The 20,803-nt window shown below is 67.2% G+C and carries 20 protein-coding genes; 15 read left to right on the top strand and 5 right to left on the bottom strand.

Annotated elements, in window-relative coordinates; all coding sequences use genetic code 11:
* Nucleotides 1-10: 10 nt before the first annotated feature.
* Entirely contained in the window at nt 11-313 is a 303-nt protein-coding gene (gene ureA, locus SNE35_RS00680) for an urease subunit gamma (protein WP_320420808.1), read from the bottom strand.
* A gap of 193 nt (nt 314-506) precedes the next feature.
* On the opposite strand from ureA, the gene SNE35_RS00675 reads away from it, so the two are divergent.
* The 8 genes from SNE35_RS00675 to SNE35_RS00640 all read left to right on the top strand — a co-directional run bounded on the left by SNE35_RS00675 (nt 507) and on the right by SNE35_RS00640 (nt 10,431).
* The gene (locus SNE35_RS00675; RefSeq protein ID WP_431312692.1) at nt 507-1,136 is read left to right on the top strand and encodes a twin-arginine translocation signal domain-containing protein; all 630 of its coding nucleotides are present in this window, start codon (nt 507-509) and stop codon (nt 1,134-1,136) included.
* Between the two features lie 16 nt (nt 1,137-1,152).
* Complete coding sequence (locus tag SNE35_RS00670; RefSeq protein ID WP_320420807.1) at nt 1,153-2,721, top strand: GMC family oxidoreductase; 1,569 nt, start codon at nt 1,153-1,155, stop codon at nt 2,719-2,721.
* Between the two features lie 12 nt (nt 2,722-2,733).
* Entirely contained in the window at nt 2,734-3,090 is a 357-nt protein-coding gene (locus SNE35_RS00665) for a ribbon-helix-helix domain-containing protein (protein ID WP_320420806.1), read from the top strand.
* Nucleotides 3,087-3,626, top strand: coding sequence for a lactoylglutathione lyase (gene gloA / locus SNE35_RS00660; RefSeq protein ID WP_320420805.1), 540 nt, complete (start codon nt 3,087-3,089; stop codon nt 3,624-3,626). The genes SNE35_RS00665 and gloA overlap by 4 nt, the downstream gene beginning before the upstream one ends.
* 729 nt (nt 3,627-4,355) lie before the next feature.
* Nucleotides 4,356-7,685 (top strand): hybrid sensor histidine kinase/response regulator, encoded by a 3,330-nt coding sequence (locus SNE35_RS00655; RefSeq protein WP_320420804.1) that lies wholly within the window; start codon nt 4,356-4,358, stop codon nt 7,683-7,685.
* Between the two features lie 4 nt (nt 7,686-7,689).
* The gene (locus tag SNE35_RS00650; protein WP_320420802.1) at nt 7,690-8,760 is read left to right on the top strand and encodes a response regulator; all 1,071 of its coding nucleotides are present in this window, start codon (nt 7,690-7,692) and stop codon (nt 8,758-8,760) included.
* 230 nt (nt 8,761-8,990) lie between these two features.
* Nucleotides 8,991-9,713, top strand: a complete 723-nt coding sequence (locus SNE35_RS00645; protein WP_320420801.1) for a gamma-glutamylcyclotransferase — start codon at nt 8,991-8,993, stop codon at nt 9,711-9,713.
* 106 nt (nt 9,714-9,819) lie between these two features.
* Complete coding sequence (locus SNE35_RS00640) at nt 9,820-10,431, top strand: OmpA family protein (protein WP_320420799.1); 612 nt, start codon at nt 9,820-9,822, stop codon at nt 10,429-10,431.
* Nucleotides 10,432-10,450: 19 nt separating this feature from the next.
* Here the strand turns inward: SNE35_RS00640 and SNE35_RS00635 are convergent, their stop codons facing one another.
* Genes SNE35_RS00635 through SNE35_RS00625 form a run of 3 tightly spaced genes read right to left on the bottom strand, consistent with a single transcriptional unit; the run spans nt 10,451 to nt 12,262 of the window.
* Nucleotides 10,451-11,119, bottom strand: coding sequence for an alpha/beta hydrolase (locus SNE35_RS00635; protein ID WP_320420798.1), 669 nt, complete (start codon nt 11,117-11,119; stop codon nt 10,451-10,453).
* Entirely contained in the window at nt 11,116-11,586 is a 471-nt protein-coding gene (locus SNE35_RS00630; protein ID WP_320420797.1) for a GNAT family N-acetyltransferase, read from the bottom strand. The genes SNE35_RS00635 and SNE35_RS00630 overlap by 4 nt, the downstream gene beginning before the upstream one ends.
* A 10-nt stretch (nt 11,587-11,596) precedes the next feature.
* A complete protein-coding gene (locus SNE35_RS00625; protein ID WP_320420796.1) occupies nt 11,597-12,262 on the bottom strand; it encodes an ion channel in 666 nt (221 codons plus the stop codon).
* Between the two features lie 75 nt (nt 12,263-12,337).
* On the opposite strand from SNE35_RS00625, the gene SNE35_RS00620 reads away from it, so the two are divergent.
* The 3 genes from SNE35_RS00620 (at nt 12,338) to SNE35_RS00610 (ending at nt 14,543) form a co-directional block, all read left to right on the top strand.
* On the top strand, nt 12,338-13,009 hold the full coding sequence (locus SNE35_RS00620) for a histidine phosphatase family protein (RefSeq protein ID WP_320420795.1): 672 nt from the start codon (nt 12,338-12,340) through the stop codon (nt 13,007-13,009).
* An 87-nt stretch (nt 13,010-13,096) separates the two neighbouring features.
* A complete protein-coding gene (locus SNE35_RS00615; RefSeq protein WP_320420794.1) occupies nt 13,097-13,852 on the top strand; it encodes a lipoprotein YafT in 756 nt (251 codons plus the stop codon).
* Between the two features lie 205 nt (nt 13,853-14,057).
* Nucleotides 14,058-14,543, top strand: a complete 486-nt coding sequence (locus SNE35_RS00610) for a hypothetical protein (RefSeq protein WP_320420793.1) — start codon at nt 14,058-14,060, stop codon at nt 14,541-14,543.
* A gap of 59 nt (nt 14,544-14,602) precedes the next feature.
* Here the strand turns inward: SNE35_RS00610 and SNE35_RS00605 are convergent, their stop codons facing one another.
* Nucleotides 14,603-15,535, bottom strand: a complete 933-nt coding sequence (locus SNE35_RS00605; protein WP_320420792.1) for a prohibitin family protein — start codon at nt 15,533-15,535, stop codon at nt 14,603-14,605.
* A 110-nt stretch (nt 15,536-15,645) separates the two neighbouring features.
* On the opposite strand from SNE35_RS00605, the gene SNE35_RS00600 reads away from it, so the two are divergent.
* From SNE35_RS00600 to urtB, 4 genes are all read left to right on the top strand, one after another.
* Nucleotides 15,646-16,902, top strand: coding sequence for a class I SAM-dependent methyltransferase (locus SNE35_RS00600; RefSeq protein WP_320420791.1), 1,257 nt, complete (start codon nt 15,646-15,648; stop codon nt 16,900-16,902).
* A 59-nt stretch (nt 16,903-16,961) separates the two neighbouring features.
* Entirely contained in the window at nt 16,962-17,429 is a 468-nt protein-coding gene (locus tag SNE35_RS00595; protein WP_320420789.1) for a nuclear transport factor 2 family protein, read from the top strand.
* A 139-nt stretch (nt 17,430-17,568) separates the two neighbouring features.
* Nucleotides 17,569-18,831 (top strand): urea ABC transporter substrate-binding protein, encoded by a 1,263-nt coding sequence (gene urtA, locus SNE35_RS00590; RefSeq protein WP_320420787.1) that lies wholly within the window; start codon nt 17,569-17,571, stop codon nt 18,829-18,831.
* Nucleotides 18,832-18,847: 16 nt separating this feature from the next.
* A complete protein-coding gene (gene urtB, locus SNE35_RS00585) occupies nt 18,848-20,431 on the top strand; it encodes an urea ABC transporter permease subunit UrtB (protein ID WP_320420786.1) in 1,584 nt (527 codons plus the stop codon).
* Nucleotides 20,432-20,803: the final 372 nt, after the last annotated feature.

Raw genomic sequence — 20,803 nt, 5'->3', positions numbered from 1 at the left:
TCCTTTTCTCTCATGCAATCGGTTGGTGCACGGTCACCAGCTTGGTGCCATCGGGGAAGGTGGCCTCGACCTGGATCTCCGGGATCATCTCGGCGATGCCGTCCATCACATCGGCCTTCGTGAGAACCGTCTTGCCCTCGCTCATCAGCGCGGCGACGGTCTTGCCGTCGCGGGCGCCTTCCATGATGGCGGCGCTGATCAGCGCCACCGCCTCGGGGTAGTTGAGCTTCAGGCCACGGGCCTTGCGGCGCTCGGCCAGCAACGCCGCCGTAAAGATCAGCAGCTTGTCCTTGTCTCTTGGCGATAAGTCCATTTCGCTCCACTCAATCCTTGTTGGTCAGCTTGGCGCAAAAGCCATGCCCGCCGATCTTCGGAGGCCTGTGCATGCACCGACCAGGGGCTTTCCCTGTAGGTAAGCCGCTATCACCCGGTGCAGGAGGCCCGGTGCAACACTGGATTCACGACGGGCGCCAAGGACCCGCCGACAACGACAGGAGACAAGCACCATGCGCACCATTCCGATCGCGCCGGCGAAGACGTCCGGTTGCGGAGACGAGTACGACGGCCACGTGCCGGACATGAGCCAACTGCCGCTGGCCCGGCGCGGCTTCCTCAAGGGCTCCGGCGTGCTGGTGGGCACCTTGGCCGCCGGCAGCGTGCTGGCGGCGCTGGCGCCGTCCACCGCCTGGGCACTGCCGCTGAAGACGCTGACCAAGGCCCAGGGCGAGACGCTGATGGCCATGGGCCGCACGCTGTTCCCGCACAAGAAGCTGCCGGATGCGGTTTACGCGTTGCTGGCCAAGGACCTCGATGCCAAGGCCTCCGCCGACCCGGCCGCCGCCACGCAACAGAGCGAAGGCATCGCCGCGCTCGACAAGGCGGCCGGCGGCAGCTTCCGCAAGGCCAGCGCCGCGAAGAAGCTGCAGATCGTGAAGGCCATGGAAGGCCAGCCCTTCTTCGCCACCGTGCGCGGCCAGTGCGTGACCTCGCTGTACGACAACGACATGGCCTTCGCCGTGTTCGGCTACCCCGGCTCGGCCTGGGAGAAGGGCGGCTACATCACCCGCGGCTTCCAGGACCTGAGCTGGCTGCCCGCCCCGCCCGCGGAAGCCAGCCCACCGCCGTACTTCGGCTGAACCGAGGAGAACATCCATGGCCAAATTCGACTTCGACGACGACTCGGTCGTCCTCATCATCGGCTCCGGTGCCGGCGGCGGCACCCTGTGCAACGAGCTCTGCCAGAAGGGCATCAAGGTCGTCGTGCTGGAGGCCGGCGCGATGCAGAGCAACGCGAGCTTCATCAACGACGAGTGGAAATCCTTCTCCCAGCTCGCCTGGCTGGATCCGCGCACCACCAGCGGCAGCTGGCGCGTGGCGAAGGACTTCTCGGGCCTGCCGGCCTGGATCTGTAAGACCGTGGGTGGCACGACCACCCACTGGGCGGGCGCCTCGCTGCGGCTGCAGGAGCACGAGTTCAAGGTCAAGACTACCTACGGCGGCCTCGCTGGCGCCAACCTGATGGACTGGCCGGTGACGCTCAGGGAGCTGGAGCCCTACTACGCCCGCGCCGAGGACAAGATGGGCGTCACCCGCACTAACGGCATCCCCGGCCTGCCCGGCAACAACAACTTCAAGGTGATGTACGCCGGCGCCACCAAGCTCGGCTACCGCGAAGTGCACACCGGCAATATGGCCATCAACAGCCAGCCGCGCGACGACCGCGGCCGCTGCATGCAGCTCGGCTTCTGCTTCCAGGGCTGCAAGAGCGGCGCCAAGTGGTCGACGCTCTACACCGAGCTACCCAAGGCCGAGGCTACCGGCAATATGGACCTGCGGCCCGAGAGCCACGTCACCCGCATCGAGCACGATGCCAAGGGCCGCGTCACCGGTGTCGTCTACCGCGACAAGGCCGGCCAGGAGCAACGCCAGAAGGCCCGCATCGTCTGCGTGGCCGGCAACTCGATCGAGACGCCGCGGCTGCTGCTCTTGTCCGCGTCGAGCATGTTCAAGGACGGCCTGGCCAACAGCTCCGGCCAGGTCGGACGCAACTACATGCGCCACATGACCGGCTCCGTCTACGCGATGTTCAAGCAGCCGGTGAACATGTACCGCGGCACGACCATGGCCGGCATCATCCGCGACGAGGCCGTGCACGACACCAAGCGCGGCTTCGTCGGCGGCTACGAGATGGAGACGCTGTCGCTGGGCATCCCCTTCATGGCCGCCTTCCTGAACCCGGGCGGCTGGGGCAGCGAGTTCACCGAGTACATGGACAACTACACGCGCCTGGCGGGCATGTGGCTGGTCGGCGAGGACATGCCGCGCGAGACCAACCGCATAACGCTGAATTCAAGCGTCAAGGACCGCTGGGGCAACCCGGTGCCCAACGTCCATTTCGACGACCACCCGAACGACCTCGCGATGCGCGAGCACGCCTTCCGTCAGGGCCAGCGTGTCTACGAGGCGGCCGGCGCGATCAAGAGCTTCCGCACGCCGCCATACCCGTCCACGCACAACCTCGGCACCTGCCGCATGGGTGCCAGCCCCGCCGACAGCGTCTGCAACGCGCACGGCCAGACGCACGACATTCCGAACCTCTTCATCTCCGACGGCAGCCAGTTCACGTCGGGCGGGGCGGAGAATCCGACGCTGACGATCGTCACCTTGGCGATCCGCCAGGCCGAGTACATCGCGCAGCAGATGACAGCCCGAGCAATCTAGGAGGAATGCCCCATGTGCGAATTCTTCGTCAAAGCCGACCCCATCCAGTACGAGCAGCGAACGCGCACCGTGCGCATGCACGGTGTGCTCAGCAGCCTGCGGTTGGAGAACATGGTCTGGGACATCCTCGCCGAGATGGCCGAGCGCGAGGGCTGCACGACCAACGCGCTGATTTCGACCTTCCACGACGAGATCCTGGCCCACCGCGGGGAGGTGCCGAACTTCGCCTCCTTCTTGCGCGTGACCTGCATGCGCTACCTGCAGCGCCGCGCCAACGAGGCCGAACGCCAGTTGCAGCGCGACCCGTCGGTCGAGCCGGAACCGGCGCGGGTGCTGCCAATGCCGGCATTGCGCAGGGCCGTGTCATGAGTGGCAGCTTCGACACCGAACGCCACCCCGGCGTCAGCGCCGAGCCGCCGGCCGAAGAGACGCGCGGCTTCGTCTTCAACCACTCGATGCTGCGCGTGAAGGACCCGGCGGTCTCGCTGGACTTCTACACCCGCGTGTTCGGCATGCGTGTGCTGCGCAAGCTGGACTTTCCGGAGATGAAGTTCTCGCTGTACTTCCTCGCCCGCGACGTGGCTGACGCGCCCGAGGATGTCGGCGAGCGCACTGCCTGGACCTTCTCGCAGCGCGGCATTCTGGAGCTGACGCACAACTGGGGTACGGAGTCGGATCCGGAGTTCAAGTACCACGACGGCAATGCGCAGCCGCAGGGCTTCGGGCACATCTGCTTCTCGGTGCCGGACCTGGATGCTGCGGTGGCCTGGTTCGACTCGCATGGCGTGGTGTACGTGAAGCGGCCGGAGCAGGGGAAGATGAAGGATGTGGCGTTCATCAAGGACCCGGATGGGTATTGGATCGAGATCGTGGAGCCGGGGCGCTTGAAGCAGTTGGGGCGGTGATGTGTAGCGTTTGTTTGGTGGGACGGTGCCGGGACTCGCCCCGGCGGGCGACCTACTTTCTTGGGCGCCCAAGAAAGTAGGCAAAGAAACCGCCCCTACTGTCTTCGCCCTCCGCTGCGCTGCGGGTGCCCTGCGGTGCTCGCGACTTGGGCCCCGCGCCGAACTCGCTTCGCTACGCTCCGCTCAGACATGCGGCGCGAAGTTAGTGCACGAGGTTCGCTGCGCTCACGGTCCCAAGCCGCTGCGCTCCTCGGCGAAGCCACAAGGGGTCAGCCTGAACGGCTCGCTGCGCATCGCCTCCAAGGGCGCCGCTGCGCGAGTGCCCCACCAAGGCGATGCGCAGCGAGCCGAATCGAGTTCCCCTTCTGCGGCGCCGAGAAGCGCAGAAGTCCGGGGCGCGCGCGAAGCGCGCTTCGTAGACATGCTTCGCGCCGTCTGTTTGAGCGGAGCGTAGCGCAGCGAGTTTGGCGCGGCCCCGGGCTTCGAGCATCGCAGGGCACCCGACCGAAGGGAGGGCGGCGCAGCAGGGGCGGTTTCTTTGGTTCCTTTCTTGGGCGCCCAAGAAAGGGACTCGCCCGCCGGGGCGAATCCCGGCACCGTGGAAGAAGACAAGCACCGGAAGCGCGCGCTAACAACACGAATTGGTGCATCCATGCCCCGAGCGTGAGCCGGAAACGAAAGATCAAGCCCCATCCCCACCGGCACGCTTCTTGATGGTGCATCCGCACCATGTCGACCAGCACCGAACCCGTCCAGCGCGTCATCAAGATCCGCCGCGACTACAACGCCTGGGTCGCCAGCGAAACGCTGGAGGACTACGCGCTGCGTTTCACGCCCCATGCGTCCCGCCGCTGGTCCGGCCGCCAAGTGGCGAACACCGCCTTCGGCGCCGCGTCATTCCTGGTGCTCGAAGCGGTCGGCGCGACCCTGCTGGTCGAGTACGGTTTCGTCAACGCCTTCTGGGCGATCCTCGCCACCGGCCTGGTGATCCTGCTGGCCGGCTGGCCGATCTCCGTCTATGCGGCGCGTTATGGCGTGGACATGGACTTGCTGACGCGCGGTGCCGGCTTCGGCTACATCGGCTCCACGCTGACCTCGCTGATCTACGCGAGCTTCACCTTCATCTTCTTCGCGCTGGAGGCCGCCATCATGGCCTACGCGCTGGACCTGGCCTTCGATATCCCACCCGGCTGGGGCTACCTGCTCTGCGCGCTGGTGGTGCTGCCGCTGGTGACGCACGGGGTCACGGCCATCGCCAAGCTGCAGGCCTGGACGCAGCCGTTGTGGCTGGCGCTGCTGGTGCTGCCCTACTGCTTCGTGTTCACGCGCTATCCGGATCTGGTGGCCCAGGTGCGCGGCTACCCGGGCGTGCACGGGACCGGTGGCGAGTTCAAGCTGCCGCTGTTCGGCGCGGCGACGACCGTGGGCATCGCGCTGATCACGCAGATGGGCGAGCAGGCCGACTACCTGCGCTTCATGCCCGAGCCGGAACCGGGGCGCCGCCGCTGGCGCTGGTGGGCGGCGGTGTTCGCCGGCGGTCCGGGCTGGGTGGTGCCGGGCGTGGCCAAGATGCTCGGCGGTGCGCTGCTGGCCTACCTGGCGATCAGCCTGATGGTGCCGACCGACCGGGCGGTCGATCCGAACCAGATGTACCTGGTGGCCTTCGACACCGTGTTCAGCCGGCCCGGCTGGGCGGTGGCCGCGACGGCGCTGCTGGTGCTGGTGTCGCAGCTGAAGATCAACGTGACGAACGCCTATGCCGGGTCGCTGGCCTGGAGCAACTTCTTCGCGCGGCTGACGCACAGCCACCCGGGCCGCGTGGTCTGGGTCGTGTTCAACACGCTGATCGCGCTGCTGCTGATGGAGATGGAGCTGTTCCAGGCGCTGGACCGCGTGCTGGGCCTGTACGCCAACATCGCCATCGCCTGGATCATGACGGTGGTGGCCGACCTTGTGATCAACAAGCCGCTGGGCCTGTCGCCGCCCGGCATCGAGTTCAAGCGCGCCTACCTCTACGACATCAACCCGGTGGGTGTCGGCGCGATGGCGATGGCGTCGATCCTCAGCGTGACGGCGCACCTGGGCTTCTTCGGGCCGATGGCGCAGGCCTTCTCGGCGCTGATCGCACTGGTCGCGGCGATGGTCTGCTCGCCGCTGATCGCCTGGGCCACGAAGGGCCGCTACTACATCGCCCGGCAGGCCGACGTGCAGGTCCGCCAGGCGCGCATCTGCTGCATCTGCGAGCGCGAGTACGAGGGCGCCGACATGGCGCATTGCCCCGCCTACCAAGGCCCGATCTGCTCGCTGTGCTGCTCGCTGGACGCCCGCTGCGACGACCTCTGCAAGCCGCACGCGCGGCTGGGCGCGCAGAGCCGCGCGCTGCTGCACCGGCTCGTGCCGGCGCGCTTCCATCCGCTGCTGGAGAACGGGCTGGTCCAGTACCTGGGCCTGATGGCGCTGGTGATGCCGGTGCTGGCGCTGCTGTTCTATGCGCGTTCGCTGGTCGTGCTGCTGCTGCTGTCGGGCGTGGTCGGCTGGTGGCTGGTGCTGACGCACAAGAGCCGGCAGGTGGCGCAGGAGGAGTCGCGCCGCCAGAGCCAGGCGCTGTTCTCCGAGATCGCCTCACACAAGGAGACCGACGCGCAATTGCAGCTCGCCAAGCGCCAGGCCGATGCCGCCAACGAGGCCAAGACCCGCTACATCACCAGCATCAGCCATGAGCTGCGCACGCCGCTGAACTCCATCCTCGGCTACGCGCAGATCATGGACGAGGATGCCCGCATGCCCGAGCACCGGCGCCAGGCGATCAAGGTGATCCGCCGCGGCGGCGAGCACCTGCTGTCGCTGATCGAAGGCAGCCTGGACCTGGCGCGCATCGAGGCCGGCCGCTTCAAGCTGGAGCCCAAGGCCTGGGCCTTCGCCGAGGCGATGGACGACCTGGCCGGCCTGCTCGGCCCGCAGGCGGCGGCCAAGGGCCTGGCGTTCGATTACCAGCCCGATGCAAGGCTCCCGCAATGGGTGCGGGCGGACGCCAAACGGGTGCAGCAGATCCTGATCAACATCGTCGGCAATGCGGTGAAGTTCACCGCCGAGGGCACGGTGACCCTGCGCATCCGCCACCAGCGCGAGATGGCCCGCTTCGAGATCGAGGACACCGGGCCCGGCATGAGCGAGCTGGAACTGGCGCGCGTGTTCGAGCCCTTCGAGCGCGGCAGCGCCGCCGCCGAGACCAGCGGCGGCACGGGCCTGGGCCTCACCATCTCGAAGATGCTGGCCGACCTGATGGGCGGCGAGCTGAAGGTCTGGAGCCGGCCGGGGCAGGGCACGCGCTTCGAGCTGCTGCTGTTTTTACCGACCTTGCACGCCGGCGCGATCGAGCAGCAGCAACGCCGCGCCGCCCGCATCGGCTTCGAAGGTCCGGCGCGCCGCCTGCTGGCCGTGGACAACCAGGAAGCCGACCGGCAGCTGATGCGAGCGCTGCTGGAGCCGCTGGGCTTCGAGGTGCGCACGGCGGCCGGTGGCGCCGAGGCGCTGGCGCTGATCCCCGACTGGCCGCCCGACGCCGTGTTGCTGGATTTGGCCATGCCCGGCATGGACGGCTGGCAGACCCTGGCCGCGATCCGCCGGCTGAGCCCCGGCATGCCGGCCGCCATCGTCTCGGCCAACGCCTTCGACCGCGGCCTCGAGAACGGCCTGGCCATCGAGGCGCGCGACTTCATCCTGAAGCCGGTGCGGCCCGACGAACTGCTGGACTGGCTGGGCCGCCGGCTCGACCTGCGCTGGCGGCTGCGGGAGCACGAGGAGGAGACCGCAGCGCCGCCTGTGGTGGCCGCCCCGGCCCCAGTTCCAGCGTGGCCCGCACCGCCGCGCGAGCAGCTGGAAATCCTGCAGCAATTCGCGCGGCGCGGCCACGTCAAGGGCATCCATCAGCAGCTCGATCGCATGCTGGAAACCGGGCCGGCGAGCGAGCCGTTCGTGACGGAGTTGCGCGGATTGGCTCGCGATTTCCAGCTGCAGGCGATCGAGCGTCTCGTGGCACGCGCCTTGCAAGCTGACTGAGCACATGCCCAGCCCTCCCGCCGTCGAGCGTCACCCCCATCACGAAGAGATCGATGCCGCGCTGCCGGCCAGCCCGCCGGTCGCGAGCCATGCCGAGCGCGTCTTGATCGTCGACGATGTGCCGGACAACCTTGCGCTGCTGCACGACGCGCTGGACGAGGCCGGCTACACGGTGCTGGTTGCCACCAGCGGCGAGGCCGCGCTGCGCATCGCCGCGGAGATCCATCCCGACGTCGTCGTGCTCGACGCGCTGATGCCGCAGATCGATGGCTTCGAAGTGGCCCGCCGGCTGAAGGCCGACCCCGCCACCGCGGCCGTGCCCATCATCTTCATGACCGGCCTGTCGGACACCGAGCACGTCGAGGCTGCGTTCGCCGCCGGCGGCGTCGATTACGTCACCAAGCCGATCCGCCCGCGCGAGGTGCTGGCGCGCATCGCCGCCCACCTGCGCGGCGCCCGCGCGCAGCGCCAGGCCCGCAACGCGCTGGATGCCTTCGGCCACGCCAGCATGGCCGTGCACGAGCTCAGCGGCCGCTGCGTCTGGCAGACCGCGCTGGCCCGCTCGCTGATGGCCGAATACTTCAGCGGCGGCCATTTCGAGCGCGGCCGGCTGCCGCCCGAGATGATGCTTTGGCTGCACCGCGAGGCGCTGCGCCGCCGCGCCGGCGCCGAGCCCGCCGGCCTGACCGTGCTGCCGCCGCCCAAGGGCGGCGAGCCGGTATCGGCCAGCGCCGTGATGGCGCGCGGCGCCAAGCGGCTCTCGTTCACCCTGCACGCCGTCGACCCCGACGCGCTCGGCGAAGGCCAGTGGCTGATCGTGATGCGCGAGGCCGACGACGCCGCGCTGATGGACGGCCTGATGCACGGCTTCAAGCTCACCGCCCGCGAGGCCGAGGTGCTCTACTGGGTCGTCAAGGGCAAGACCAACGTCGACATCGGCGACATCCTCGGCAGCAGCCCGCGCACGGTGCAGAAGCATCTGGAGCATGTGTTCGAGAAGCTGGGTGTGGAGACCCGCACGGCCGCTGCGGCGATGGCGATGGGGAAGGTGCGGGGGCTCGAAGCGGGCCGCTGATCGCCGCTCGATCGCGCCGCCATGGCGCTTGCCGACGAAGTTATTGATTTCGGTCGCAAGAACCGGGGTGGCCGGGCGCGACCTCATCGGCAAAGTCGCGGCAAAGCGCCGGCCAGATTTACGCGCATGGCCGAAAGTACCGATGAGGTGACATGGCCACTATCTTTTCTTCGCCGCGAAGCTCGGCTCCCAGCGAAGGACACGGTTCAGCGCCAGTGATGAACCGGCAAATGCTGGAGAGAGCCAGCATCGAGGCATTGATTGCCATTGACTCGCCCGGCCTGGAGCTTCTTACCGAGGCGCAACGCATGGCATCACTTCGCGAGATGCTGGCGACTCGGCCGCCGGGCGATGTTTGGGTCTTCGGCTATGGATCGCTGATCTGGAATTCGGCAATCGACTCGCTGGAAAGGCGTATCGCGAGGATCGACGGCTGGCATCGATCTTTCTGTCTCTCGATCACTGCCTTGCGGGGCACGGTCGATCGTCCCGGTCTCATGCTGGCCTTGGATCGCGGCGGCTCCTGCCACGGCGCCGCTTACCGGCTTGCGGAAGAGGATGTCGAGTGCGAGTTGCAGTTGCTCTGGCGCAGGGAAATGGCTTGCGGTGCGTATGTGCCGCGCTGGGTCCAGCTCAAGGACAACGAGAGCGAGCCGTTCGGCTGGGCCATCGCATTCACCATCGATGCCGATCATCCGCAGTACGCCGGTGGCCTCGACGAAGCCGTCGCAGTACGCAGGCTGGCGACGGCTTCTGGCGGCCTTGGAAGCTGCGCCGATTACCTCTTCCGCACTCGCGATAGCCTGCATGCCAACGGCATCCATGACCCCCAATTGGAGCGTCTGGCCTCATTGGTGAACGCGTTGCACGCGGAGAAGTTCGGGTCATCGCAGAAGGCCGTGCCGCCGGCATATCGCTGCCGTTCTCGAGTGCAAGGCAGTGCAGAACGGTAAGGCTTTGTTCGACCTGTTAATGACGCAAGGATTGCTTACAGCCCCTTACGACCTTCCGTGAAGGACTGCCTAGAGTCGCACATCCTTATTTCTCACGAGTCCACCGATGACAAAACTTCTGCCCCTCATCGCTGCCAGCAGCGTCGTGCTGCTGAGCGCTTGCGCCACTCAGGATTTCGTCAGAGAGACCGTCGCGCCGGTGCAGACCAGCGTGGACGGCCTTGGCACCCGCGTGCAGGCGCATGACGATGGACTCAAGGCGCTGGATGGCCGGGTGCAAGGCAGCGAGACACGCATCCAGGCCCTGGAGCAGGAGGCTGCGGCGCGAGCCCAGGCTGCCAAGAACCTGCCGGCGCCGCCGACCCTCTTGATGACCACCCTGCTGACCGACGACAAGATCAAGTTCAGCTCGGGCCGCGCCCAGCTCACCGACCAGGCCGGCCAGGAGCTCGATCAGTTCGTCGCCAAGCTCAAGGCCGACAACCAGCCGGTGTTCATCGAAATCCAGGGCCACACCGACGCGACGGGCAGCGATGCGGTGAACCAGCAGTTGGGCCTCAAGCGCGCCGAAGCGGTGCGCCTGTACCTGGCCCGCGCCGGCCTGCCCGTGGCGCGCATGAGCACCATCAGCTATGGCGAAACCGCGCCGCTGGCCGACAACAACACGCGCGAAGGCCGCAGCACGAACCGGCGTGTTCAGCTGATCGTGATGCGCTGAACGATCGGCGGCGGTGGCCTCAACCCAAGCGGGCCACCAGCCAGCGATTCAAGTCTGCGATCTCCTGCGGATGCACCGAGTGCTGCATCGGGTACTCATGCCACTCGACCGCGTAGCCGAGCTTGGCCAGCGCGTCGCGGGTGGCGGTACCGCGGGCCATCTGGACGACCGGGTCCATGCGGCCGTGGCCCATGAAGATCGGCACGTCGGCGTTGGCGGCATGGCGCTCGGCCGCCAGCTTCGAGGCCAGCGGCAGGTAGCCTGAGAGGCAGACCAGGCCGGCCAGCCGCTCCGGGTAGCGCAGGCCGGTCATCAGGGTCATCGCGCAGCCTTGCGAGAAGCCCATCAGCACGATGCGCTGCGGCGGGATGCCGCGCGCGATCTCGCGCTCGATCAGCGCCGAGATCTGCGCCTGCGACTGGCGCAGGCCGGCCTCGTCCTCCTGGTCGACCAGGCCGAAGCCCTTGATGTCGTACCAGGCGGGCATCACCATGCCGCCGTTGACCGTCACCGGCCGGTGCGGCGAGTGCGGGAACACATAACGGACCGGTCCGACGGCGTCCAGGTCCAGTTCATTGCAGATCGGCACGAAGTCGTTGCCGTCGGCGCCAAGGCCGTGCAGGACGATGATCGCGGCGGTCGGGTTCGGCGCGGTTTCGATTTCGACGGTTTGCAGCAGTGTGCTCATGGTGCGGTTGTAAGAGGGAGTTCGAAGCGGGTTTCGTCGTCGTGGCCATCGGCGCGCGGGCCGCAATCGACCCAGCCCGACAGGCGATAGAAAGTTTCGGCGCGGCTGCCGCGCTGCGTGTTGAGCCACAGGCGCGTCAGGCCCTGGCCACGCAGCCAGCCGACCATCTCGTCGTGCAGCCGGCGGCCGTGGCCCTGGGCGGCGTGATCGGGGTGGACGAACAGCGCCCAGATGCGGCCGGCGTCCGCGCCCTCGCGGGCGCCGCAGGCGATCGCGAATCCGGCCAGCTTGCCGCCGGGTAGCTCGACGCCCCAACCGCGGCCGGGAGGCGCCATCCGCTCGATCACGTCGGCAACGGTGATCGTGTGGTCGGGCGCCAGCCTGTTCTCCTGCACTGCGTGGCGCACGCGCCAGATCTCGGGCAGATCGGCGGGCGTCAGCAGGCGAAGGCAGAAGCGATCGTTCATCGGCGCATTGTCAGGTGTTCTCGCGGCGGATCAGCGTGAGGCCGATCAGGCGCGAGACGACGGCGGCCAGGTACATCACGCCGACGAACATCTCCAGCGTGCACAGCGCGCGTGCCATCGGCCGCACCGGGATCACGTCGCCGATGCCGGTGGACGACAGCAGCGCGAAGCTCAGGAACATGAGCTCGGTCCAGGTGCGAGGTAGCTGCGGATCGACGGCCGCGGCGAAGCTGTTCGGTTGCAGGTGCTGCAGCACGACGAAGCTGTAGGCGAAGGCCCAGGCCAGCAAGGTGAAGGTGGCGCCGGCGGCGAACAGTTCGTCGGTCGTCGCATGCAGGTCGGCCATCATGTAGGCCACCAGGCTGCCCGCGGCGTAGAAGTAGAAGACCGCTTCGAGCCCCGCCGACCAGGGCTGCAGCCAGGGCATGTCCAGCATCGCCTGCATCAGCAGCAGCACGATCACCGGCAGCGCGATGCCGACGCTGAGCCAGGTCAGGCCCGGCGTGCGCCGCACCATCCGCGTGGTGAACACCAGCACCGCGATGCCGAAGGCACTCAAGGCGAGCGGGCCGGCGCGCGTCGATTCCAGCAGCGGGTACAGCAGCAGGCCGACCAGCTGCACGACCAGCAGGATCGCCGACGGATGGCGGCGGGTGAGGGCGAGGTAGCGGAACATGGCGGCATTCTCGTCCGTGCCGGCGGTCGCCCGCGCGACAGATCCCGGCGCGTGGGCGCTGGCATCATGCCGGCCATGGGTACTCTCTATCTCGTCCGCCACGGCCAGGCCTCCTTCGGAGCCGAGGACTACGACCAGCTCAGCGAACTGGGCCACCGCCAGTGCGTTGCGCTGGGCCAGTACTGGCGCGCACGCGGCCTGAAGTTCGACGCGGTGCTGACCGGCTCGCTGAAGCGCCATGCGCAGTCCTTCGCGGGCATCGCCGAGGGCCTGGGCGAGGTGCCGCAGCCGCTGGTGTGGCCCGGCCTCAACGAGTACGACAGCCACGCGGTGATCGGCGCGATCCATCCCGAACCGCTGGGCAAGCCGAACGGCCCCGAGGAATACCGCCACCACTTCCGCCTGCTGCGCGAGGGCCTGCAGGCCTGGATCCGCGGCGCGACGCAGCCGGTCGGCATGCCCAGCTATACCGAGTTCTCGGCCGGCATCGCGGCGGCGCTGGACCATGTGCGGCAGCACCACCACGGCGGCTCGGTGCTGATCGTCTCGAGCGGCGGCCCGATCTCGACGGCGGTGGGCCAGGTGCTGCACACCCCGCCGGACATGACGATCGAGCTGAACCTGCGCATCCGCAACAGCTCGGTCACCGAGTTCGCGTTCACGCCGAAGCGTCACATGCTGGTGACCTTCAACACGCTGCCGCACCTGGACTCGGTCGAGGGCGCGGCGATGGTGAGCTACTCCTGAGTCGCGGTAACAACTGATCACCATTGGGGCGGTTCCGGCGGGGTATTCGCCGATGACCGTAGGTCCCGCCATGCGCAGCATGCCGGGATGAACAGAACTACAGGCACGAGATCTCTCGGCACCCTCCTGCTCGGTCTGATGCTGGTGCTGGGTGGCTGCGCCACGCGCTCGATCTCCAATGCCGGCTGCGATTCCAGCCGCAGCTACGGCTGCGAGGCGAACGCGCCCGCGGAATTGAGTGAGTTCGACGTACTCGGCATAGCGCGCGATGCACGGCCCAACGATGCCGACATCGCCGCCGCGCTGGCCCGCCCGCGCGTCCTGAGGCTGGACCACGCCAGCCGCTTGCTGCTGATCCAGTCCGGCTCGGCCTTCCCGGACGCGCCGATGCGGGATGCGCTGGCCGCGCGCTACACGGTGGGCAGCTTTTCCGGCATGCGGCCCTGGCAGGCGAAGGGGTCGACCGCTGATGTCGTCGATGCTGTCAGTTATGCGCGGTCGATGCGCCTGGCCGCGGCCCAGGGCGGCTTCGACAAGGTGCTGGTCTACTGGGGCGTGCTGGAGAGTGCGCGGAAGAACAACGTCGCCTCGAACGTGTCCTGGGTGCCTGTCATCGGCTGGGTCCTGCCCGACGAGCGCGAACACATGCGCATCCGCTTGCGCCTGGCCCTGATCGACGTGGCCAGCGGCCAGTGGGAGATGCTGGAGCCGCCGCCGGTCGCAGACGATGCGCTCTCCAGCGTGCTCAGCCGGCGCGACGTCGATCAGACGCTGGTCGCGCAGCTCAAGGACCGAGGCTATGCCACGGCGGTCGAGTCGTTGAGGCAACGCTTCGAGCGTTGAGATGCGTAGCCCTTCCGGCCCGATCTGGGCGCCACGCACGAGCAGCGTCGACAGGCGACCTGCTTGATCGGGCCGACTCACCCAAAAGAGTGACTCAGGCGTTTTCGAGCCTTGCGAGGAAGTCGGCCATCCATAATCGGCCGCGAGTCTGAGCCCCTCTGATCCATCGTCAGGCATAGGGGGCCGGGCCGAGAGGGAGTAATTGATGTTCCAGATGCCGTCATTGGCGCTACGAGTCGCGTATTGCGTTGTCGTCCTCGGTGCCGTCTTGCCCGTCGGCGTGGCTGCATCGAGTTGGGTCGCCATGGCCAGAGGACCGGGCTTGCTCAGCGTTATCCCGTTCGTCGGTCCGCTCCTTCTGCTCGTCATCGGCGGCTATCGCGTCTATCTCGTCGCGCGCTTCCCCACCACGCTCGGCTCGCTTGCTGCATCAGGCGTCGCATCGCTCATGCGCAAGCTGGGCATGTTTGCCCTCTATGTCGGCGCGCTGGGGACGGCGTTGAGCTGGGCGAGCCGTCCGCTGATGCGAGCACTGATGACCTCGCATACGGAGAGTGGCGCGGAGTACTTTGCCGCAGGTATGTACCTGGCCCTGCTGGCGGGGCTCGGGCTGCTCGGTGTCTTGCTGTTCGAGTTCAGCTGCCTGCTGTGCTTCGAGCGCTTGTCCCTGGAACGTTTCGGTCCGAAATAGATCCAGGATCCCGCGTTGACGGCTACTTCGCGCGAGGGGGAGCGCTCCCCCTCGTCTGCCTACTGCTTCCCGCTCGAAGCTCCCTGCGGATTGAAGAACGGAATCGGCGCGCCGGCGTAGATCGCCGTCGGCAGCTGACCGTTCCACTTCTCGGCCTTGACCCGTTCCACCTCGATGCGGCGCAGCTCCAGCACGTCGCGGTTCTGCGCCAGCGCGGCGTTCTGCACCTTCAGGGCCTCGGCCTGGGCGGTGGCCAGTTTCAGCTGGGCGTAGGCCTGGCCGTCGGCGGTGGCACGCGCGGCGGAGGCGTCCGCCTCGGCCACAGCGACCTTCTGCTTCTGCTCGGCCTCGACGGTCTTCAGCTTGTTCTCGGCGCCCAGTCGCAGCTGCTCCTGCGTCACCTTGTCGTTGATCGCCGCCATGTAGCTGGGGCTGAAGGCGAAGTTGCGCATGTCCACGTTGATGACCTGCGCGCCGTACAGGTCCAGCTTCGTGCGCAGCGCGGTGAGGATGTCGCCCGACACGACGGCGCGCTTGGCGATCAGGTCCGGCGCGTTGTAGCGGGCGGTCACCGCCTTGAACACCTCCTGCGTGGCGGTCTGCACGTAGCTCTGCAGATTGCCGTCGTGGCTGTACTTCTCGAACACCTCGGCGACGCGGTTGGTCTGGATGCTGTAGCGCACCGTCAGGCTCACCTTGACCGGCTGGGTGTCGCTGGTGCTGCCCTCGGCGCCTTCGACGGTGGCTTCCTCGGCTCGGACGCTGAAGATGTTCAGCTTCTGCCACGGCGCGACCAGCAGGAAGCCCTCGGCCTCGATGCCCTTGATCGCGCCGCCGACGGTGATGACGCCGCGCGAGCCGGTGGGCACCGTGCGCAGCGGCCAGAGGAAGGCGACGAGCAGCAGCACGATCAGGCCCAGCGCCAGCTTGCCCAGCAGTGCGGGGCGGCGGTCCGGCATTCCTGCGTCCGACGAAAGACTCTTGAAAAGCATGATTCCTTGCCTTGAAGTGAAGGTGCGCACCTTGTATCGCCCCGCCTGTATGGAAAGCATCAGGATCCCGGCCGGCCCTGTGTGAATAGGAACACTGCGAAAATTGGAAGATGCTGTTCACCGACCTGATTCCTGCCGCCAATGAAGGCGACAACAAGCCCGACGCCGCGGCCCGCTTCCTGCGCTTGCTGGATACCGCGCTGGCCGAGGGCCGCCTCGTCAAGCTGCTGCTGAGCAAGCCCAGCGGCGAGGACAAGAGCGTCGAGCGGCTGACGGTGCGCGAAGTGGCGCTGCGCGGTGAGCGTCAGTTGTCCTTCCTGTGGCGGCATCAGACCAAGGACGTGACGAAGAACCATCCGCTGAAGGAAGGCGTTACGGAGATCGCCGGGCTGCTCGGCACGCAGTTCCAGAATGCACACCTGCACACGCCGTCGGAGGAAGTGCAACTCGCCTTCAGCCGCAAGGGCAAGCCGAGCCTGCGGGTGACCAAGCTGGCCGGCGATGAGGCGGCCGCGGCCGTGGCGCACGACAAGGAAAAGCAGCGCTACCTGGAACTCGGCAAGCCTTTCTGGACCGAGTTGGGCGTCGCGCACGAGGTGCGCGGCGAGCGCGCGCTGGTGCCGGCGATGTCGCGCAAGTGGAAGCAGATCAACAAGTTCATCGAGATCTTCGGTGCGGCGCTGAAGGCCTCGGCGCTCGCCGCGAGCCCGGACGTGTTCGTCGCCGACTTCGGCTCGGGCAAGGGCTACCTGACCTTCGCGATGCACGACTGGCTGACCAGCCAGGGCAAGCGCGCCGAGGTCACCGGCGTCGAGCTGCGCGAGGACATGGTGAAGCTCTGCAACGCCGCTGCCGCGAAGCACGGCATGGCAGGGCTGCGCTTCGACCAGAGCGACGTGCGCCACTACACGCCCGCCCGGCTGGACGTGATGATCGCGCTGCATGCCTGCGATATCGCCACCGACTACGCGATCCACCTGGGCCTGCGCGCCAAGTCCGCCATCATCATGTGCAGCCCCTGCTGCCACAAGCAGGTGCGCCCGCAGATGAAGATGCCGCCGGTGTTGCGTCCGCTGCTGCAGCACGGCATCCACCTGGGCCAGGAAGCCGAGATGGTGACCGACTCGCTGCGCGCGCTGCTGCTGGAGGCCGAGGGCTATGAGACGCAGGTGTTCGAATTCGTCGCGCTGGAGCACACCAGCAAGAACAAGATGATCCTGGCGGTGAAGAAGCAGGGCGCGGCGCTCGCCGCGGCCGAGAAGAAGAAGCCCGAGGTGCTGGCGCAGATCGCCGAGATCAAGCGCTTCTACGGGATCAGCGAACAGGCGCTGGAAAGTCTGTTGCTTGCGGATGCCTGTGCCGTGTAGACAGATCTGTCTACTTGCGACAGAATCGCGGCGAACTTCACCTCACAAAGGAGCTCGCCATGGAAACCCGTCCCCCGCTTCCCCCGTTCACGCGCGAAACCGCCATCCAGAAGATCCGCCTCGCCGAAGACGCCTGGAACAGCCGCGACCCTGCCCGCATCGTGCTGGCCTACAGCCCCGACACCCAGTGGCGCAACCGGGCCGAGTTCCCCCGCGGCCGCGCCGAGGCGCAGGCCTTCCTGGAGCGCAAGTGGGTGCGCGAGCTGGACTACCGGCTCATCAAGGAACTGTGGGCCTTCGAGGGCAATCGCATCGCCGTGCGCTTCGCCTACGAATGGCATGACGACGCCGGCAACTGGTACCGCAGCCACGGCAACGAGAACTGGCAATTCGACGAGAACGGCCTGATGACCCACCGCCACGCCAGCATCAACGACCAGCCGATCAAGGCCGCGGACCGCAAGTTCCACTGGCCCCAAGGCCGCCGGCCGGACGACCATCCCGGTCTGAGTGATCTGGGGCTCTGATCGCCGCGCCACGCATCGTGGCGCCTGATCGACACCTACGCCAACTGGCGTATTCCTGATTCCGGGGGGCTTCCTCAGACTGAGTCCAGCAGTTCAAGCAACGACTGACTCAACCCAAATCCGCTGAGGAGCCCCCGTCATGTCCAAGATTTCCCGTCGTTCCCTGGTCGCCCTGTCCGTCGGATTGGCCACGGCCGGCCTGCCCGCCTTCGCGGCCGACACCATCAAGGTCGGCGTGCTGCACAGCCTGTCCGGCACGATGGCGATCTCCGAGACGGTGTTGAAGGACACCGTGCTGATGGCGATCGACGACATCAATGCCAAGGGCGGCGTGCTGGGCAAGAAGCTCGAGCCGGTCGTCGTCGACCCGGCCTCCAACTGGCCGCTGTTCGCCGAGAAGGCCAAGCAGCTGATCACGCAGGACAAGGTGGCCGTGGTCTTCGGCTGCTGGACGTCCGTCAGCCGCAAGTCGGTGCTGCCGGTGTTCGAGGAAACCAACTCGCTGCTGTTCTACCCGGTGCAGTACGAGGGTGAAGAGCTCAGCAAGAACGTGTTCTACACGGGCGCCGCGCCGAACCAGCAGGCCATCCCTGCCGTCGAGTACCTGATGAGCAAGGACGGCGGCAGCGCCAAGCGCTTCGTGCTGCTGGGCACCGACTACGTCTACCCGCGCACCACCAACAAGATCCTGCGCGCCTTCCTGCACAGCAAGGGTGTGAAGGACGAAGACATCATGGAGGAGTACACGCCCTTCGGCCACTCCGACTACCAGAGCATCATCGCCAAGATCAAGAAGTTCTCGGCCGAAGGCAAGAAGACGGCCGTGGTCTCGACGATCAACGGCGACTCCAACGTGCCCTTCTACAAGGAACTCGGCAACCAGGGCCTGAAGGCGACCGACGTTCCGGTCGTGGCCTTCTCGGTGGGTGAGGAAGAGCTGCGCGGCGTCGACGCCAAGCCGCTGGTCGGCCACCTGGCGGCATGGAACTACTTCATGTCGATCAAGAACCCGACCAATGCCGCCTTCATCAAGCAGTGGAGCGACTACGCCAAGGCCAAGAACATTCCGGGCCACAAGGACAAGCCGCTGACCAACGACCCGATGGAAGCGACCTGGATCGGCATTCACATGTGGGCGCAGGCGGTCGAGAAGGCCAAGAGCACCGATACCGACAAGGTGATCGCCGCGATGGCCGGCCAGACCTTCAAGGCCCCGGGCGGCTTCACCTCGACGATGGACCCGAAGAACCACCACCTGCACAAGCCCGTCTTCATCGGCGAGGTCAAGGCGGACGGCCAGTTCAACGTGGTCTGGAAGACGCCGGGCCCGGTCAAGGCCCAGCCGTGGAGCCCGTACATCCCCGAGAACAAAGGTAAAAAAGACGAGCCGGTAACGAAGTAAGAAAAGGTCCGTCCAGATGCTCACGCGCCTGCTCCTGCTGGCAAGCGCGTGGCTGCTGATCTGCAGCCACGCGCAAGCCCTGACCCCCGCGCAAGCCCGCGCGATCGCTGCCGGCGAGACGGATGACCGTATCGCCGCGCTCAACGCCGCGGCCGCCACCGGCGAGCGCGGGCTGGCGCCCTTCGTGCAGGCGCTGCTGGACGATGCCGTCAAGCTGACGCCCGAGCAGGTGCTGGTGATGGACGCCGATGGCAACGTCAAGGACGCGATCACCTCGAAGCCGGCACAACTGCCGGAGACGGCCGAGGACGTCGTCAACAACAACCGCATGCGCGGCGCGCTGCAGCAGGCGCTGGCAGCGCTGAAGCTGTTCTCGCCGGACGTGGCCCAGCGCCGCGAGGCGGTGGCCTCGCTGGGCAAGGATGCGCTGGACGAATCGCAGTTGCCGCTGCTGGACAAGGCCCTGGCGGCGGAGACCGACGCGGCGCTCAAGGCCAAGCTGGGCATCCTGCGCGCCGGTCTCGTCGTTGCCTCGCCGGACCGCGCCAAGCGCCTGGCTGCCGCGCAGCAGCTGGCCGATGCCAGCGATCCAGCTGTCAAGAGCCTGCTGATCGACCGCATCGCCGTCGAGCCCGATGCCGAGGTCAAGGCCGCACTGAACTCCGCGCTCGCCGCACTGGACCGCCATCTCGCATGGGGCGAGCGGCTGGGCCTGATCTTCAGCGGCATCAGCCTGGGCAGCATCCTGCTGCTGGTGGCGCTGGGCCTGGCCATCACCTACGGCCTGATGGGCGTCATCAACATGGCGCACGGCGAGCTGATGATGGTCGGCGCCTACGCGACCTACGTCGTGCAGAACCTGTTCCGCCACTACCTGCCGGGGGCCTTCGACTGGTATGTCGTCGCCGCGATCCCGGCCTCGTTCCTCGCGGCGGCCCTGGTCGGCGCGATCCTGGAACGCAGCGTGATCCGCTGGCTCTACGGCCGGCCGCTGGAAACGCTGCTGGCCACCTGGGGCATCTCGCTCGTGCTGATGCAGTTCGTGCGCTCGACCTTCGGCGCGCAGAACGTGCCGGTCGAGAACCCGGCCTGGCTGTCGGGCGGGGTCTCCGTGCTGAGCAATCTGGTGCTGCCCTTCAACCGCATCGCGATCATCGCTTTCGCCTTCCTCGTGCTCGGCGGCGTGGCCGCGATGATCGCGCGGACGCGGCTGGGCCTGTTCGTGCGCGGGGTCACGCAGAACCGGCGGATGGCGGCCTGCATGGGGGTGAACACGGCGCGGATCGATACCTATGCTTTTGCTTTGGGCGCCGGTATTGCCGGTTTGGCCGGCTGCGCGCTGAGCCAGGTCGGCAACGTGGGGCCGGACCTGGGGCAAAGCTACATCGTCGACTCGTTCATGGTGGTGGTGCTGGGCGGCGTTGGCCAACTGGCTGGCACGGTGATCGCGGCCTTGGGCCTGGGGGTGCTGAACAAGCTGCTCGAAGGCGTGGCCGGGGCGGTGCTGGCGAAGATCATGGTGCTGGTCTTCATCGTGGTGTTCATCCAGAAGAGGCCGCAGGGCTTGTTCGCGATGAAGGGGCGGAGCGCGGAAGCATGAATGCTGCTTTTGTCTTTCGCTACGGTGCCGGGAGTTCGCCCCGGCGGGCGACTCACTTTCTTTGCTTCGCCAAAGAAAGTAAGCAAAGAAAGGCGACCCTGCTTCCGCCGCCCTCCCTACGGTCGGGTGCCCTGCGATGCTCGCAACTTGGGCCCCGCGCCAAACTCGCTGCGCTACGCTCCGCTCAGACAGACGGCGCGAAGTCAGATCACGAGGTTCGCTTCGCTCACGGTCCCAAGCCGCTGTGCTTCTCGGCGGCTGCACAAGGGGCCCGAACAGCCGAATGCACGAAGCGCGGCGACTCGTCGGGTATGCGGCCGTCGGCTGTTACGGGGTTCCCCTTCTGCGCCGCCGAGAAGCGCAGAAGTCCGG

Origin of the sequence: Roseateles agri (assembly GCF_034043675.1) — a bacterium.
In the GTDB taxonomy this organism is placed as follows: Bacteria; Pseudomonadota; Gammaproteobacteria; order Burkholderiales; family Burkholderiaceae_C; genus KK5.
The sequence above is the reverse complement of the archived record's forward strand: the minus strand, read 5'-3'. Positions and strand labels throughout refer to the sequence as shown.